Consider the following 14,737-nt stretch of genomic DNA (forward strand, 5'->3'; position numbering starts at 1 on the left):
TTTACGGCATGGCGGCAGAGGAGCAAAAAAACAATCCATTACATGGTAAAACTCTTGAATTTATATTAAAGCAGTTGGTATGGCATTATGGATGGGAGGAGTTGGGCATGTTGGTTAAGATAGCGTGTTTTAACAACAACCCGACGATGAATTCAAGTTTGAAGTTTTTGAGGAAGACAGATTGGGCACGGAAAAAGGTGGAAAAGCTGTATTTAGACACTTTTCATTAAGGTGCTATTTATTTTATGTTAACCCCTTGATTTATAAATTGTATTGTCTTACCTTTGCAGTCCCTTATTGAGGGGTAAAGTTTTAAATATAAATAAGAAACAAAAAAGAAACAATGCCAACCATTCAACAATTAGTTAGAAAAGGTAGAGTAGCACTGGAGTTCAAGAGTAAGTCTCCGGCGTTGGACAGCTGTCCACAGCGAAGAGGTGTATGTACACGTGTATATACTACTACCCCTAAAAAACCAAACTCAGCAATGCGTAAAGTAGCGCGTGTACGTTTAACCAATGGTAAAGAGGTTAATGCTTACATCCCTGGAGAAGGTCACAACCTGCAGGAGCACTCGATCGTATTGATCCGTGGTGGTCGTGTTAAAGATTTGCCAGGTGTACGTTATCACATCATCCGTGGAGCATTAGATACTTCAGGAGTAGCTGGTCGTAACCAACGTCGTTCGAAATATGGTACTAAACGTCCTAAACCAGGACAAGTAGCTGCGGCACCAACAAAAGGTAAAAAGAAATAATTAGGAGGAAAGAAAAATGAGAAAGTCAAAACCAAAAAAGAGAATTATCCTTCCTGATCCAAAATTTAACGATGTTCAGGTGACAAGGTTTGTAAACAATATGATGTATGATGGAAAAAAATCTATTGCATATGATATTTTTTATGATGCAGTTGAATTAGCTGAGAAGAAAGCAGGCGAAAGCGGCCTGGAAGTATGGAAACGTGCTTTGGCTAATGTAATGCCTGCTGTAGAAGTAAAGTCACGCCGTGTAGGTGGTGCAAACTTCCAGGTTCCTACAGAAGTTAGACCTGACCGTAAGATTGCTTTAGGCATGAAATGGTTAATTTCTTATGCACGCAGACGTGGAGAGAAAACGATGAAAGAAAAATTAGCAGGTGAAATTGTTTCAGCAGCTAAGGGTGAAGGTGCAGCAGTCAAGAAAAAAGAAGATACGCATAAAATGGCAGAAGCTAACAAAGCATTCTCTCATTTCCGTTTTTAATTGAAGCAATAAGATGTCAAGAGATTTAAAATTTACAAGAAATATAGGGATTGCGGCTCACATTGATGCGGGTAAAACTACAACAACAGAGCGTATCCTTTATTATGCTGGTGTAAGCCATAAAATTGGTGAGGTACATGAAGGTGCTGCAACGATGGATTGGATGGCCCAGGAGCAGGAACGTGGTATTACTATTACTTCTGCTGCCACTACAGTGAGCTGGAAATACAGAGGCCAAAGTTATCATGTGAACGTTATTGATACCCCTGGTCACGTGGATTTTACCGTTGAGGTAAACCGTTCGTTACGTGTATTGGATGGATTGGTGTTCTTATTCTCGGCAGTTGACGGTGTTGAGCCTCAATCTGAAACGAACTGGCGTTTAGCTAACAACTACAATGTTCCCCGTATTGGTTTCGTTAATAAAATGGACCGTTCAGGAGCTGACTTTTTAAAAGTAGTTAAGCAGGTAAAAGATATGTTGGGCAGTAATGCTGTACCGCTACAATTGCCTATCGGTAGTGAAGATTCATTCAAAGGTGTAGTTGATCTGATCAACAACCGTGGTATCGTTTGGAATGAGCATGATAAAGGGATGACCTTTACTGAAGTGCCTATTCCGGAAGATATGATTGACGAGGTTGCTGAGTGGAGAGAGAAATTGCTGGAATCTGTAGCTGAGTATGATGAGTCATTGATGGAGAAATTCTTTGAAGCTCCTGAGACAATCACTGAGCGTGAAGTTTTAGATGCACTGCGTCAAGCCGTATTGGATGCTAAAATTGTACCTATGGTTTGTGGTTCATCTTTCAAAAACAAAGGTGTACAGACCATGCTTGATTATGTGATGGAACTATTGCCTTCACCAATGGATGTAGAAGGTATTACTGGTACTAATCCAGACACTGGAGAAGAGATAATGCGTCAGCCATCTGAAAAAGAGCCGTTTGCAGCTTTAGCATTTAAAATTGCGACTGACCCTTTTGTAGGCCGTTTATGTTTTATCCGTGTTTATTCTGGTAATCTGGAAGCTGGATCTTACGTATACAATGCACGTTCGGAAAATAAAGAGCGTATTTCACGTATCTTCCAGATGCATGCAAATAAGCAAAACCCGATTCCTAATGTAGGTGCTGGTGATATTGCTGCTGTTGTAGGCTTTAAAGATATCAAAACAGGAGATACACTTTGTGATGAGAAAAATCCTATTATCCTTGAGTCAATGGATTTCCCTGAACCAGTTATTGGTTTGGCGATCGAGCCTAAAACTCAGGCTGATATCGACAAATTGGGTATGGGCTTAGCAAAACTGGCTGAGGAAGATCCTACATTTAGAGTTCAAACTGATCAGGAGACTGGACAGACTGTAATCTCGGGTATGGGTGAGCTTCACTTAGATATCCTAATTGATCGTTTGAAACGCGAATTTAAGGTAGAAGTAAACCAAGGAGCGCCACAAGTTGCTTACAAAGAAGCAATTAATGGAACTATTCAGCACCGTGAGGTCTATAAAAAACAATCTGGTGGCCGTGGTAAATTTGCGGACATTCAAGTTGTTATTTCTCCAATTGACGCGGATTATGAAAAAGGCGGTTTGCAGTTTGTAAACGAGATATCTGGTGGTTCAATTCCCCGTGAGTTTATTCCTTCTGTAGAGAAAGGATTTGCAGCATCGATGGCTAATGGAGTATTGGCGGGTTATCCGCTTCCAGATATGAAGGTTCGTTTAATAGATGGCTCGTTCCACGCAGTCGATTCAGATGCATTGTCTTTCGAGCTTGCGGCTAAAATGGCTTATCGTGAGGCAGTTCCAAAATGTAATCCTGTATTGATGGAGCCAATCATGAAAATCGAGATACTTACTCCTGAAGAAAACATGGGTGATGTAATGGGTGACATGAACCGTCGTCGTGGCCAACTGCAAGGTATGGACACAAGGGCGGGTGCTCAGGTAATCAAAGCTTTGGTGCCACTTTCTGAAATGTTTGGTTATGTAACTCAGTTGCGTACCATTACTTCAGGCCGTGCGACATCGACTATGGAGTTTGATCATTATGAACCAGCTCCTAGAAACGTGATGGAAGAGGTGATTGCGAAATCAAAAGGGAAAGTTAAGTCAGTAGACTAGTAAATAAATCGGCAACCGGTTATTAATAGCTCTAACCGGTGCCTTAATTAAATAAATGATATGAGCCAAAGAATTAGGATCAAATTAAAATCATACGATTACAACCTGGTAGATAAATCTGCTGAGAAAATCGTAAAAACTGTTAAACCTACGGGTGCGGTAGTTAGCGGGCCAATTCCGTTGCCTACAGAAAAGAAAATCTTCACTGTTTTGCGTTCACCTCACGTGAACAAAAAAGCACGTGAGCAGTTTCAGCTTTGTGCCTATAAGCGTTTGCTTGACATTTATAGCTCAAACTCTAAAACAGTTGATGCTTTGATGAAACTGGAATTACCTAGTGGTGTTGAAGTCGAGATTAAAGTTTAACGATTTTAGTGAAAATTTTGGAAAAGAGAACCTATTATTAATAGGTTCTCTTTTTTTTGAATTCAAAAATTTGATATTTTATATAATATTTTGATTAAATATGCCATATATAGGTGGATTAATCAAGATGTTGAGTCGTGTGATAGTGCTATATTTTTCATTATATTGATTTTTTTTTGAGTTTAATTTTTATTTTTTGTTTTTGATAATCAATTGGTTATGGCAATCCATCTAATGAATTTGATAAAAAAAAGCGGCAAATAAGATTATTTTAAAAAAAACTTGGAAGTAATAAAAATATATTATATTTGGGCTTGAAAAGAAGAGTTTGAACGCTGTTGTCAAATTAACTTAAGGTATTAATTTTAAAATAATTAAAATAAATTTTTTTTAATTACTATTTAAGCTTAAATTTGTGGCGTGGATCCATTTTTGATTCAACAGGGAAAGCTGAAAACTGTTAAGAGTAAGCAAGAAATTAAATTTTATTAACTCTAGATTATGAGAAAAGTTTTATTAAGTGTAATGACGGTGGGCTTTTTGCTAGCTTTTAATGCATGTAAAAAAGGAGACCAAGGTCCAATAGGTCCTTCGGGTCCGACGGGTGCCGCTGGTGCTGCTGGCCAAGTAGGTCCTGCAGGTGCAGCTGGTGCTGACGGTTCAAAAATTTTAACTGGTGCTGGCGCTCCTGCTGCCGCTACTGGTGCAAACGGTGATTTTTATTTTGATAGTACTGCGAAATCTTTGTATGGTCCTAAAGCCGGTGGTGCTTGGCCTGCAACAGGTGTAGTACTTTCTGGTCCTGCTGGTGCTGCTGGTGCAAATGGTGCTACAGGTGCAACTGGAGCTACTGGAACTAACGGTTCAACTGGTGCAGCTGGAACTAAATTCCTTGCTGGTGCAGGTGCTCCAGGTGCTGCAATTGGTAGTGAAGGTGATTTCTATTTTGACACTACTAATTCAGTATTTTATGGTCCTAAAGGAACAGGTGCTACTCCATGGGCTGCTTCTGCAGGTTCTAACGTAATGCCTATTGGTCGTGCTTATGCTGCTAAAACTTTCTATTTAACTAGAGGTTTTGAAGGTGTAACAGAAGTAACTAAAACTTATGGTCAGGTAGCTAATGTGTCTTATGGTATGTTTGACATCATCACTACTTACACTATTAATTCTGATGATGAAGTTCGTATTGCTAACTATCCAGGTTGGTCAGATAACAGAGAGATGGCTTTTGAAAATACTGCTGGTTCAGGCGTGTTCGATAAAGTTCCTACTTCTGGAAATCAATTAAATCCTGCTAGTGGTGCTTTTGATGCTGATTTTAGCGTAGGTAGAAGGTTTATTTACACAAATAACACCGCTAACCCAACAACTACTTTTGCATTAACTCAAATTGATATTGACAGGTTAACTGCTAATAATGGTGCTGCTTTTGGTTACTTAACTTATGCTAAAGTAACTACTTCTCCATCGAACCCAGGTAATAGCTATATGCCGGCTAACCCTAGCTTGTTAACTCCAGGTGGTACTATGAACTTTGCTAGAACTAAAAATGTAGCGGTTACTAGTGAGTCAGGTGCAAGTGCTAACTACAATGCAACTTATACTGCTCAAACTAGACTTAACATCAATACGATTCCAGGTTTAGGTGCTAACATTGAGAAATACAAGCAAGAAGGTAAAGTATTTGTAAAATACAAATATTTCACTAGCAATACTGCAGGTAACAATCCTGAGAATCACGCAGGAACTAACGCAGGTTGGGTTGACATCACTCCATATGCTAATTCTTATGTGAAAGCTGTTTCTTACGGTGTAGATAATTCTGATACTAACCCTACATTGTTCCCAGGTCCATTTAATGCTCCTGCTTATACAAGTGGTATGGGTAATCCATTTGCAGGTGGTCCAAACTTTATGGGTACTGCTAACATCTTTGGTAATGCAGGTACGACTGTTACTTTGGCAACTAATCAAACTGCTGCTGCTGTAACTACTGCAAGTACTGTATACAATGATGGTGAGGTTGTAATCAACTGGAACATCAATAGCGGTACAAACTTTGGTAACGCTACAACTACTTACTCTTTTGGTCCTACAACTATTCCAAGTGTAACTGTAGTTGGTAACACAGGTACAAGAGCTCCAGCTGTTGCTCGTGGTTTTGAAGATGACTTCTATTCAGGAGCTCAGTTAACTTCTACTCCTGCTGGTCAGCTTGATGCTAATGGAGATGCTCAACTTGTTTTGAGAACCGGTGGTCGTCCAGCATCTTACTTCTCTGGAACTAAATTAGTTCAAGTACAAGTATTTGTTATCCCTGGAGATGTTATTAAAACGGCTAAAGCAAAAGGTGTTGATGTAAACAACGCTGCTGAGCTTGGTAAATACATCTCATTAAATAAATAATAATAATCAATAGAGTTATTTTTATATATAATGTAAGCAGCCCCCTTGAACAGGGGCTGCTTTTTTATTTTAGCTCATTTCTGATCAAGATCTTTGCTAAGATGCATTTACATCTTCCATCTTAGTTATTATTTGATTAACGCTTTGTTATTTAGTGTTCTAAGCTAACTTCCAAGTATATTTGCATATATGACGGTTTTACTGTTTACGATCATCGTGCTCCTCGGTGCATTCGCTGCCGGTCTACTTGGCTCATTAACTGGCCTTGGAGGCGGGGTAATAATAATCCCTTTGCTTACACTTGTCTTGGGTGTTGACATTCATTATGCAATAGGAGCATCTATCATTTCTGTGATAGCGACTTCAACCGGATCTGCAGCGGCGTACGTTAAGGAAGGAATTACGAATATAAGGATCGGAATGTTTCTTGAAGTAGCTACTACCATCAGCGCAGTAATAGGGGCTGTTGTAACAGTGTTTATTGATCCTGGATACATCGCGGTACTTTTTGGGCTAATTCTTCTTATGTCGGCCCTAATGATGTTAAAAAAGAAGGCTAATCATGTTGATCTAGAAACATCAGGTCATATTGCTAACTTTTTTAAATTGAACGGTAGTTATCCAACCGAAAGTGGAGAGATCAAAAGATATACTGTGCACAACGTTGCCGGCGGTTTTGCGATGATGTTTGTGGCAGGGACGATTTCCGGATTGTTAGGAATCGGATCTGGAGCCTTAAAAGTAATTGCAATGGATAATATCATGAAAATCCCGTTTAAGGTATCTACTACCACCAGTAATTTCATGATGGGTGTTACTGCAGCGGCCAGCGCAGTCGTATACCTCCATAGAGGACAGATTGATCCGGGAATAGCGATGCCGGTAAGCCTGGGGGTATTACTTGGAGCCACAGTTGGCTCTAAGATTTTGGTCAGAACGAATTCTGACAGATTGAAGATCATATTTGCTGTAGTGGTTGCATTCCTTGCGGTACAGATGATATATAATGGTGTTTCTGGTAGATTCTCGTAAATGATGAAAAGAGTAACGAAGCATTTCTTTGCAGATAAGGATATTCAGGTTATTTTAGGCACCTTATTGAGGGTTGGAGTAATAGTATCGATGACAGTAATATTTGTTGGAGGATTGCTCTATTTGCTTCACCATGAAGAGCAGCTGGTCGATTATCATGTGTTTAATTCGCTACAGCAGGAGTATTCGTCGATAAGTTCAATTTTGTTAGGCCTTTCGAGATTTAATGCTAAGGCCATTATCCAATTTGGTATTTTACTACTGATATTTACACCGGTTGCACGTGTAGTGTTTTCTGTCTTTAGCTTCATTATTGAACGGGATTATTTATATGTTATCATCGGGCTGCTGGTTTTTGGTATAATATTATTTAGTTTGAGTAATAGGCTAGTGCACTGACAGTAGTTTAACCGCGGGTTATCTAACCTTCGATAACTTTTTAGCATTTATTTACAAAAATAATTAGCTAACTATTTGAAAATTAAGATTTCTTTCTTATTTTTGCCCTCCCTTAACGGGAGTGTATCCACCTTGAACGAAGCCCTACTGCTTCGATGGGTGTTAAATTAAAATTAGAAAATGTCAGGTATTATTGGAAAAAAAGTAGGAATGACCAGCATTTTCGACGCCGATGGAAAGAATATTCCATGTACGGTGATCGAAGCTGGACCTTGTGTAGTTACACAGGTAAAGACCGAAGAGAAAGACGGTTACGTTTCAGTTCAGTTAGGCTTCGGTGAAGCTAAAGAAAAGAACACAACTCAGCCCCTAAGAGGCCATTTTGCAAAAGCAAACACTACGCCAAAACGTAAGCTGGTTGAATTTGATCCTTTTGAAGAATCTTTAAATTTAGGTGATACCGTAACGGTTAGCATCTTTAATGAAGGTGATTTTGTAGATGTAGTTGGTACATCAAAAGGTAAGGGTTTCCAGGGTGTTGTTAAACGTCATGGTTTCGCTGGTGTTGGCGGTCAGACTCACGGACAGCATAACAGAATGCGTGCCCCAGGTTCATTGGGAGCTGCTTCTTATCCTGCACGTGTATTTAAAGGCATGCGTATGGCGGGAAGAATGGGTGGAGACAGAGTTAAAATTCAAAACTTACAGGTTTTGAAAGTTTATGCTGATCAAAATCTGGTTGTAGTTAGCGGTTCCGTACCAGGAGCTAAGGGTTCTTACGTAATCTTAGATAAGTAAGCAGATGGAAGTTAAAGTATTAAACATTTCAGGAAAAGAGACAGGTGCCAAGGTGCAGCTTCCTGAGTCGGTATTTGGCATATCGCCTGTTGATCATGCAATCTATTTAGATGTAAAGCAGTATTTGGCTAATCAGCGTCAGGGTACTCACAAATCTAAACAACGTAACGAAATTGCAGGTTCAACCCGTAAGTTATATAAACAAAAAGGTACTGGTGGTGCTCGTGCCGGAAGTATTAAATCTCCATTGTTTAATGGTGGTGGTCGTGTGTTTGGTCCTCAGCCACGTGACTATAGTTTTAAATTGAATAAAAAATTGAAAGTGCTAGCACGTAAGTCTGCATTATCTTATAAAGCACAAGATTCAAATGTTGTTGTTTTGGAAGATTTCTCTTTTGATTCAATCAAAACTAAAAACTACCTTAATTTAGTTAGCGCTTTGAATTTGGCTGGCGAAAAAACTTTATTGGTTTTGCCTTCACAAAATAACAATATCTATTTATCAAGTAGAAACATTCAGAAAGCGAAAGTTATCACTGCAGATCAGTTAAATACTTATGATGTATTAAACTGTAGCAAGCTTTTGTTGACTGCTGATTCTCTAAAAACATTGGAGGAGGCATTTGCCAAGTAATATGGAATTTTTAAAGAAACCAATATTAACAGAAAAAGCTTCTGCACTGACAGAAAAATCTAACAGGTTTACTTTTAGGGTAGAGCATAAAGCAAACAAGCTGCAAATCAAAACTGCTATTGAGAAGATGTACGGCGTGAACATTTTAGCCATTAATACAATGGTGGTAAATGGAAAAGTTAAGTCTAGAAATACTAAAGGCGGATTGGTTACAGGACGTAGCCCGAAATATAAAAAAGCTATTGTTACCTTGAAAGATGGTGAGACAATAGATTATTACGCGAACATTTAATAAGAATTGAATATTTATAAACTATGGGCTTAAGAAAATTTAAACCAGTCACTCCGGGAACCCGCTTTAGAGTAGGTGCCAGTTTTACGGAGATTACAGCAACCAAGCCCGAAAAATCATTGGTTGTATCTTCTAAGAAATCGGGAGGTCGTAACAATACAGGAAAGATGACTATGCGCTACATGGGTGGTGGTCACAAAAAATCTTACCGTTTAATAGATTTTAAACGTGATAAGTTTGACATTCCTGCAACAGTAGCTACTGTTGAATACGATCCAAACCGTACAGCACGCATCGCATTATTACATTATGCAGATGGTGAGAAGCGTTATATTATTGCACCTGAAGGGTTGCAAGTAGGACAAGCAGTATTATCGGGAGATAGAGCTACACCTGAAGTGGGGAATGCTTTAAAATTAGCAAATATTCCTTTGGGTTCTATCGTTCACAATGTGGAGATTCATCCAGGACGTGGAGCTCAATTGGCACGTAGCGCTGGTGCGTATGCACAGTTAGCGGCCCGTGATGGCAAGTATGCGACATTAAAAATGCCTTCTGGCGAGACAAGATTGATTTTGACTACTTGTCTGGCTACAATAGGAGCAGTTTCTAACTCAGATCATGCAAATGAAGTATTAGGTAAAGCAGGCCGTAAACGCTGGTTGGGACGTCGTCCAAGAACACGTCCGGTAGCGATGAACCCAGTCGATCACCCAATGGGTGGTGGTGAGGGTCGCTCATCAGGAGGTCAGCCGAGGTCAAGAAATGGCATGTATGCTAAAGGCTTCAAGACCCGTACGCTTAAAAAATACTCAAATCGTTTCATCATAGAGAAAAGGAAGAAATAATGGCTCGTTCGATAAAAAAAGGACCTTATATTGACCATAACGTAGAGAAAAAAGTTGTCTCTATGAATGATTCAGGCAAGAAGTCTGTAATTAAAACTTGGTCTCGCAGATCGATGATCTCACCAGATTTTGTGGGTCATACATTTGCAGTACACAACGGTAATAAATTTATACCGGTATACGTAACAGAAAACATGGTTGGTCACAAGCTGGGAGAGTTTGCTCCAACCAGAACATTTAGGGGTCACTCTGAAAAGAAAAAATAATTAAGAGATGGAAGCAGTAGCGAAATTAAACAATTGTCCAACCTCACCACGTAAGATGCGTTTGGTTGTAGATCTTATCAGAGGTGAGCGTGTTGAGAAAGCTTTACATATTTTAAAGTTTACCAATAAAGATGCAGCAATAAGAGTTGAGAAACTATTATTATCAGCTATCAAGAACTGGGAAACTAAGAATGAAGGTTCTCGCCCTGAAGAAAACCAGTTATACGTGAAAACGATAATGGTAGGCGGTGGTCGTCAACTGAAAAGACTAAGACCAGCACCTCAAGGACGCGGTTACAGAATACGTAAACGTTCAAACCACGTAACTTTGATAGTAGATAGTAAAAACGTTGAAACTCAAACTAATTAACAGAAATGGGACAAAAAGCACATCCAATAGGTAACAGGTTAGGAATCATCAAGGGTTGGGATTCTAACTGGTTCGGTGGCAACAACTATGCTGATAAATTAGTTGAGGACGAAAAGATAAGAAAGTACCTTTCTGCACGTATCGCAAAAGGCGGCGTAGCTAAAGTGGTAATTGAACGTACGTTAAAGCGTATTACTGTTACGATACACACAGCTAGACCAGGTATTGTGATAGGTAAAGCAGGTGCTGAGGTTGATAAGATCAAAGAAGAGTTGAAGAAATTGACTAAAAAAGAAATTCAGATCAACATCTTTGAAATTAAACGCCCGGAACTTGATGCACAATTAGTAGCAGAAGGTGTTGCAAAACAATTAGAGGCAAGGATCTCATTCCGTAGGGCAATGAAGTCTACAATCGCATCAACAATGCGCATGGGTGCTGAAGGTATCAAGATAATGACTTCTGGTCGTTTAGGTGGTGCTGAGATGGCTCGTAGCGAGCAGTATAAAGAAGGAAGAATTCCTTTGCATACTTTCCGTGCAGATATTGACTATGCATTGGCTGAAGCTTTGACTACTTATGGGAAAATAGGTGTTAAAGTTTGGATCTGTAAAGGTGAGGTTTACGGTAAACGTGATCTTTCCCCTAACATCGGTGCTGTGAGCAATGCTCCAGGTAAAGGTGGCAGACCAGAAGGTGCATTTGCTGGTGGCAGAGACAGAGATAACCGTGGCGGTGGCGACAGAAGAAACGATAACCGCGGTGGTGGTAATCGTGGTGGAAGAGGCCCTGGTCAAGGTGGTCCCGGTCAAGGTGGTCCAGGAAGAGATAACAGAGGCGGAAACACTCCTAACAGAGGTCCTCGTAAATAATTAGTTAACAGATCGTTTTACGATAATATTAGAATAAAATGTTACAGCCAAAAAGAACGAAGTTCAGAAAGATGCAAAAGGGCAGAATGAAAGGTTTAGCAACACGTGGTGCTGAATTGTCATTCGGGTCTTTCGGGATTAAATCTTTAGAGTCGACTTGGATCACCAGTCGTCAGATAGAGGCAGCCCGTATTGCGGTAACTCGTTTCATGAAACGTGAAGGCCAGGTGTGGATTAGAATATTTCCGGATAAACCGGTAACTAAGAAGCCAGCTGAGGTACGTATGGGTAAAGGTAAAGGTGCGCCTGAGTATTGGGTAGCCGTTGTTAGACCCGGACGTATTATTTTTGAAGCCGAAGGTGTTTCTTTAGAAATAGCAAAAGAAGCGATGAGATTGGCCGCTCAGAAATTGCCAATCCAAACAAAATTTGTAGTACGTAGAGATTACGTAGAGGCATAATAAGTGATGGATTGAATGTTGTAAGTAACTTGTTATTATAACCGCTAGATCCAGAACATAAAAATTAATAAAATGAAGAACTCAGAAATCACAGGGCTTTCAAAAGAAGAACTAGTAGCCAGGATTGCAGAAGAAAAAGAAAACTTAGTTAAGTTAAAATTTGCTCATACAATTTCGGCTATAGAAAATCCTTCGCGCATTCAAAAAGTAAGAAGAGATATAGCCCGATTAAATACTGAAGTGACTAAGCGTAAAGCTGAGTCTGCTACTGAAACTAAATAACTTTAGAGTCGAAATGGAAAGACAATTAAGAAAAACAAGAACCGGGTTGGTGGTAAGCAACAAAATGGAAAAATCTATTGTTGTGGCGGTAGAACGTAAAGTGAAACACCCGATCTATGGTAAGTTTGTTAAGAAAACTACCAAATTTATGGCTCATGACGAGAAAAACGATTGCGGTATTGGAGATACAGTACTGATCATGGAGACTCGTCCGCTGAGTAAAAACAAGAACTGGAGATTAGTGGAAATTTTAGAAAGGGCTAAATAACATGGTACAACAGGAATCAAGATTAAACGTAGCCGACAATAGCGGCGCAAAAGAAGTATTGGTTATCCGTGTACTTGGTGGTACTGGAAAGAGATATGCTTCTATTGGTGACAAAATCGTTGTTACCGTTAAAAGTGCATTGCCTTCTGGTAACATTAAGAAAGGAACAGTTTCTAAAGCAGTTGTTGTAAGGACGAAGAAAGAGATCAGACGCAAAGATGGTTCTTACATCCGTTTCGACGACAATGCAGCAGTATTATTAAATGCACAAGATGAGCCACGCGGTACACGTATTTTTGGCCCGGTAGCAAGAGAACTGCGTGAAAAACAATTCATGAAAATTGTGTCATTAGCACCGGAGGTATTATAAAATGAAAAATAAAATAACTACACCAAAAGTAAAAATCCGTAAAGGTGATTTAGTAAAGGTTATAGCCGGCGATTCAAAAGGCCAGCAAGGTAAAGTGCTTTCGGTATTGATTACCAAAAGCAGGATACTTGTAGAAGGTGTGAACCTTGTATCAAAACATACAAAACCAAATGCTGCTACACCAAATGGTGGTATCATAAAAAAAGAAGCTGCTCTTCATATTTCTAATGTGGCGTTAATAGATCCTAAATCAGGTGAGATTACACGCGTTGGCAGAAAGCTTAATGCTGATGGGAAATTAGTTAGGGTTAGTAAAAAATCAGGAGAGGAGATCAAATAATGGCTTACGTACCAAGATTAAAAAGTAAATATAAAGAGGAGATTGTAACTGCCCTTAAGGATAAGTTCGCTTACAAAAGCGTTATGCAGGTTCCTAAGTTAGAGAAAATAGCAATCAACCAGGGTGTTGGTCGTTTCTCCGTAACCGACAAGAAGATTATGGACAGCTCTATTTTAGAAATGAGCACGATTTCAGGTCAACAAGCTGTGGGTGCAAAATCTAAAAAGGATATCTCAAACTTTAAATTGCGTAAAGGTATGCCGGTTGGTGTACGTGTAACATTGCGTGATAACAATATGTATGAGTTTCTGGATCGTTTAATTTCCGTAGCTTTGCCTCGTATCCGTGATTTCAAAGGTATCAATGATAAAGGTTTTGATGGAAAAGGTAACTACACTTTGGGTATTACTGAGCAGATCATATTTCCTGAGATTAATATTGATAAGATCAGTAAGATTTTAGGAATGGACATCACTTTTGTGACTACCGCTACTACTGATGTTGAAGCATTGGAACTTTTAAAGCAATTTGGATTACCGTTTAAAAACCAAACACCTAAAACAGAGCAATAATGGCAAAAGAAGGAGTAAAAGCTCGCGAAGTTAAGCGCCAAAAATTGGTGGCTAAATATGCAGATAAACGTGCAGAATTGAAAGCTGCAGGTGATTATGAAGGATTAGATAAGTTACCTAAGAACTCATCACCAGTACGTTTACACAACCGTTGTAAATTAACTGGTCGTCCTCGTGGTTATATGCGTACTTTTGGTATATCAAGGGTTACATTTCGCGATATGGCTTTGGCAGGTAAAATACCTGGAGTTAGAAAAGCAAGCTGGTAATACAGCTTCTTTGCACTTAAGTAAAGTCTTAAGTAACAATTATAATTAACCGATGGAAGGTCGTCCCGAATGGGTCGGGAAGGAAACCACTATCACAACTATATAAAAATGAATACAGATCCAATAGCAGATTATCTTACAAGAGTAAGAAATGCCATCAAGGCAAATCATAGAATTGTAGAGATTCCTGCATCAAACCTTAAAAAGGAAATTACTAAAGTACTTTTCGATAAAGGTTACATTGCTAACTACAAATTTGAAGATACTACAACTCAGGGTATTATTAAAATTGCATTGAAATATAATGCAATTACTAAGATTCCTGCAATTCGCACGTTAGTACGTATTAGCAAACCAGGTTTAAGGCAATATGCCGGCGTAGAAAATATGCCAAGAGTATTAAATGGTTTAGGTATTGCAATCCTGTCTACATCGAAAGGTGTAATGACTGACAAGGAAGCAGCCAGACTGAACATTGGTGGCGAAGTTTTGTGTCACGTTTATTAATTAAAGGAGGATA

The 14,737-nt window shown here is 39.2% G+C and carries 23 protein-coding genes; all 23 read left to right on the forward strand.

Translation table 11 applies throughout. The features are described from left to right. Nucleotides 1-8 precede the first annotated feature (8 nt). Nucleotides 9-230, forward strand: coding sequence for a VF530 family protein (locus tag EZ437_RS06700; RefSeq protein WP_131594451.1), 222 nt, complete (start codon nucleotides 9-11; stop codon nucleotides 228-230). Between the two features lie 113 nt (nucleotides 231-343). Next, nucleotides 344-757 carry a 30S ribosomal protein S12 gene (rpsL, locus tag EZ437_RS06705; protein ID WP_008244597.1) on the forward strand — a complete coding sequence of 138 codons (414 nt, stop codon included), beginning with the start codon at nucleotides 344-346 and terminating at the stop codon, nucleotides 755-757. Nucleotides 758-773: 16 nt separating this feature from the next. After that, nucleotides 774-1,241, forward strand: coding sequence for a 30S ribosomal protein S7 (rpsG, locus tag EZ437_RS06710; protein WP_131594453.1), 468 nt, complete (start codon nucleotides 774-776; stop codon nucleotides 1,239-1,241). Between the two features lie 13 nt (nucleotides 1,242-1,254). Beyond that, the gene (gene fusA / locus EZ437_RS06715) at nucleotides 1,255-3,369 is read left to right on the forward strand and encodes an elongation factor G (RefSeq protein WP_131594455.1); all 2,115 of its coding nucleotides are present in this window, start codon (nucleotides 1,255-1,257) and stop codon (nucleotides 3,367-3,369) included. A gap of 60 nt (nucleotides 3,370-3,429) precedes the next feature. Next, a complete protein-coding gene (rpsJ, locus tag EZ437_RS06720; protein WP_008244591.1) occupies nucleotides 3,430-3,735 on the forward strand; it encodes a 30S ribosomal protein S10 in 306 nt (101 codons plus the stop codon). Nucleotides 3,736-4,236: 501 nt separating this feature from the next. Next, nucleotides 4,237-6,144, forward strand: coding sequence for a hypothetical protein (locus EZ437_RS21535; RefSeq protein ID WP_165500356.1), 1,908 nt, complete (start codon nucleotides 4,237-4,239; stop codon nucleotides 6,142-6,144). A 189-nt stretch (nucleotides 6,145-6,333) separates the two neighbouring features. Continuing rightward, nucleotides 6,334-7,176: a sulfite exporter TauE/SafE family protein gene (locus tag EZ437_RS06730; protein ID WP_131594457.1), complete on the forward strand. Its 843-nt coding sequence runs from the start codon at nucleotides 6,334-6,336 to the stop codon at nucleotides 7,174-7,176. Beyond that, complete coding sequence (locus EZ437_RS06735; protein ID WP_225869513.1) at nucleotides 7,177-7,575, forward strand: DUF1634 domain-containing protein; 399 nt, start codon at nucleotides 7,177-7,179, stop codon at nucleotides 7,573-7,575. Nucleotides 7,576-7,755: 180 nt separating this feature from the next. After that, on the forward strand, nucleotides 7,756-8,373 hold the full coding sequence (gene rplC, locus EZ437_RS06740) for a 50S ribosomal protein L3 (protein ID WP_131594459.1): 618 nt from the start codon (nucleotides 7,756-7,758) through the stop codon (nucleotides 8,371-8,373). A 4-nt stretch (nucleotides 8,374-8,377) separates the two neighbouring features. Then, entirely contained in the window at nucleotides 8,378-9,007 is a 630-nt protein-coding gene (rplD, locus tag EZ437_RS06745) for a 50S ribosomal protein L4 (RefSeq protein WP_131594462.1), read from the forward strand. A gap of 1 nt (nucleotide 9,008) precedes the next feature. Continuing rightward, nucleotides 9,009-9,299: a 50S ribosomal protein L23 gene (rplW, locus tag EZ437_RS06750; protein ID WP_131594464.1), complete on the forward strand. Its 291-nt coding sequence runs from the start codon at nucleotides 9,009-9,011 to the stop codon at nucleotides 9,297-9,299. Between the two features lie 23 nt (nucleotides 9,300-9,322). Then, nucleotides 9,323-10,147: a 50S ribosomal protein L2 gene (gene rplB / locus EZ437_RS06755; RefSeq protein ID WP_131594466.1), complete on the forward strand. Its 825-nt coding sequence runs from the start codon at nucleotides 9,323-9,325 to the stop codon at nucleotides 10,145-10,147. Beyond that, on the forward strand, nucleotides 10,147-10,413 hold the full coding sequence (gene rpsS, locus EZ437_RS06760) for a 30S ribosomal protein S19 (RefSeq protein WP_008244581.1): 267 nt from the start codon (nucleotides 10,147-10,149) through the stop codon (nucleotides 10,411-10,413). Before rplB ends, rpsS begins: the two co-directional genes overlap by 1 nt. Nucleotides 10,414-10,420: 7 nt before the next feature. Then, nucleotides 10,421-10,783: a 50S ribosomal protein L22 gene (gene rplV / locus EZ437_RS06765; protein ID WP_012780780.1), complete on the forward strand. Its 363-nt coding sequence runs from the start codon at nucleotides 10,421-10,423 to the stop codon at nucleotides 10,781-10,783. A 5-nt stretch (nucleotides 10,784-10,788) separates the two neighbouring features. Next, the gene (gene rpsC / locus EZ437_RS06770) at nucleotides 10,789-11,655 is read left to right on the forward strand and encodes a 30S ribosomal protein S3 (RefSeq protein WP_131594468.1); all 867 of its coding nucleotides are present in this window, start codon (nucleotides 10,789-10,791) and stop codon (nucleotides 11,653-11,655) included. Between the two features lie 38 nt (nucleotides 11,656-11,693). Further along, on the forward strand, nucleotides 11,694-12,116 hold the full coding sequence (gene rplP / locus EZ437_RS06775) for a 50S ribosomal protein L16 (protein WP_131594470.1): 423 nt from the start codon (nucleotides 11,694-11,696) through the stop codon (nucleotides 12,114-12,116). 72 nt (nucleotides 12,117-12,188) lie between these two features. Next, a complete protein-coding gene (rpmC, locus tag EZ437_RS06780) occupies nucleotides 12,189-12,398 on the forward strand; it encodes a 50S ribosomal protein L29 (RefSeq protein ID WP_131594472.1) in 210 nt (69 codons plus the stop codon). A gap of 13 nt (nucleotides 12,399-12,411) precedes the next feature. Further along, nucleotides 12,412-12,666: a 30S ribosomal protein S17 gene (gene rpsQ / locus EZ437_RS06785; RefSeq protein WP_008244576.1), complete on the forward strand. Its 255-nt coding sequence runs from the start codon at nucleotides 12,412-12,414 to the stop codon at nucleotides 12,664-12,666. Nucleotide 12,667: 1 nt separating this feature from the next. Next, entirely contained in the window at nucleotides 12,668-13,036 is a 369-nt protein-coding gene (gene rplN / locus EZ437_RS06790) for a 50S ribosomal protein L14 (protein ID WP_008244575.1), read from the forward strand. 1 nt (nucleotide 13,037) lies between these two features. Further along, nucleotides 13,038-13,376, forward strand: coding sequence for a 50S ribosomal protein L24 (gene rplX, locus EZ437_RS06795; RefSeq protein WP_131594474.1), 339 nt, complete (start codon nucleotides 13,038-13,040; stop codon nucleotides 13,374-13,376). Beyond that, nucleotides 13,376-13,948: a 50S ribosomal protein L5 gene (gene rplE, locus EZ437_RS06800; protein ID WP_131594476.1), complete on the forward strand. Its 573-nt coding sequence runs from the start codon at nucleotides 13,376-13,378 to the stop codon at nucleotides 13,946-13,948. The genes rplX and rplE overlap by 1 nt, the downstream gene beginning before the upstream one ends. Beyond that, entirely contained in the window at nucleotides 13,948-14,217 is a 270-nt protein-coding gene (rpsN, locus tag EZ437_RS06805; protein WP_131594478.1) for a 30S ribosomal protein S14, read from the forward strand. The genes rplE and rpsN overlap by 1 nt, the downstream gene beginning before the upstream one ends. Nucleotides 14,218-14,325: 108 nt before the next feature. Next, nucleotides 14,326-14,724 carry a 30S ribosomal protein S8 gene (gene rpsH, locus EZ437_RS06810; RefSeq protein ID WP_131594480.1) on the forward strand — a complete coding sequence of 133 codons (399 nt, stop codon included), beginning with the start codon at nucleotides 14,326-14,328 and terminating at the stop codon, nucleotides 14,722-14,724. Nucleotides 14,725-14,737: the final 13 nt, after the last annotated feature.

This window comes from Pedobacter psychroterrae (assembly GCF_004331695.1).
In the GTDB taxonomy this organism is placed as follows: Bacteria; Bacteroidota; Bacteroidia; order Sphingobacteriales; family Sphingobacteriaceae; genus Pedobacter; species Pedobacter psychroterrae.

Coding starts and splice junctions, on each gene's coding strand:
- EZ437_RS06700 (WP_131594451.1), top strand. CDS start 9: ATGGCGGCAGAGGAGCAAAAAAACAATCCATTACATGGTAAAACTCTT.
- rpsL (WP_008244597.1), top strand. CDS start 344: ATGCCAACCATTCAACAATTAGTTAGAAAAGGTAGAGTAGCACTGGAG.
- rpsG (WP_131594453.1), top strand. CDS start 774: ATGAGAAAGTCAAAACCAAAAAAGAGAATTATCCTTCCTGATCCAAAA.
- fusA (WP_131594455.1), top strand. CDS start 1,255: ATGTCAAGAGATTTAAAATTTACAAGAAATATAGGGATTGCGGCTCAC.
- rpsJ (WP_008244591.1), top strand. CDS start 3,430: ATGAGCCAAAGAATTAGGATCAAATTAAAATCATACGATTACAACCTG.
- EZ437_RS21535 (WP_165500356.1), top strand. CDS start 4,237: ATGAGAAAAGTTTTATTAAGTGTAATGACGGTGGGCTTTTTGCTAGCT.
- EZ437_RS06730 (WP_131594457.1), top strand. CDS start 6,334: ATGACGGTTTTACTGTTTACGATCATCGTGCTCCTCGGTGCATTCGCT.
- EZ437_RS06735 (WP_225869513.1), top strand. CDS start 7,177: ATGATGAAAAGAGTAACGAAGCATTTCTTTGCAGATAAGGATATTCAG.
- rplC (WP_131594459.1), top strand. CDS start 7,756: ATGTCAGGTATTATTGGAAAAAAAGTAGGAATGACCAGCATTTTCGAC.
- rplD (WP_131594462.1), top strand. CDS start 8,378: ATGGAAGTTAAAGTATTAAACATTTCAGGAAAAGAGACAGGTGCCAAG.
- rplW (WP_131594464.1), top strand. CDS start 9,009: ATGGAATTTTTAAAGAAACCAATATTAACAGAAAAAGCTTCTGCACTG.
- rplB (WP_131594466.1), top strand. CDS start 9,323: ATGGGCTTAAGAAAATTTAAACCAGTCACTCCGGGAACCCGCTTTAGA.
- rpsS (WP_008244581.1), top strand. CDS start 10,147: ATGGCTCGTTCGATAAAAAAAGGACCTTATATTGACCATAACGTAGAG.
- rplV (WP_012780780.1), top strand. CDS start 10,421: ATGGAAGCAGTAGCGAAATTAAACAATTGTCCAACCTCACCACGTAAG.
- rpsC (WP_131594468.1), top strand. CDS start 10,789: ATGGGACAAAAAGCACATCCAATAGGTAACAGGTTAGGAATCATCAAG.
- rplP (WP_131594470.1), top strand. CDS start 11,694: ATGTTACAGCCAAAAAGAACGAAGTTCAGAAAGATGCAAAAGGGCAGA.
- rpmC (WP_131594472.1), top strand. CDS start 12,189: ATGAAGAACTCAGAAATCACAGGGCTTTCAAAAGAAGAACTAGTAGCC.
- rpsQ (WP_008244576.1), top strand. CDS start 12,412: ATGGAAAGACAATTAAGAAAAACAAGAACCGGGTTGGTGGTAAGCAAC.
- rplN (WP_008244575.1), top strand. CDS start 12,668: ATGGTACAACAGGAATCAAGATTAAACGTAGCCGACAATAGCGGCGCA.
- rplX (WP_131594474.1), top strand. CDS start 13,038: ATGAAAAATAAAATAACTACACCAAAAGTAAAAATCCGTAAAGGTGAT.
- rplE (WP_131594476.1), top strand. CDS start 13,376: ATGGCTTACGTACCAAGATTAAAAAGTAAATATAAAGAGGAGATTGTA.
- rpsN (WP_131594478.1), top strand. CDS start 13,948: ATGGCAAAAGAAGGAGTAAAAGCTCGCGAAGTTAAGCGCCAAAAATTG.
- rpsH (WP_131594480.1), top strand. CDS start 14,326: ATGAATACAGATCCAATAGCAGATTATCTTACAAGAGTAAGAAATGCC.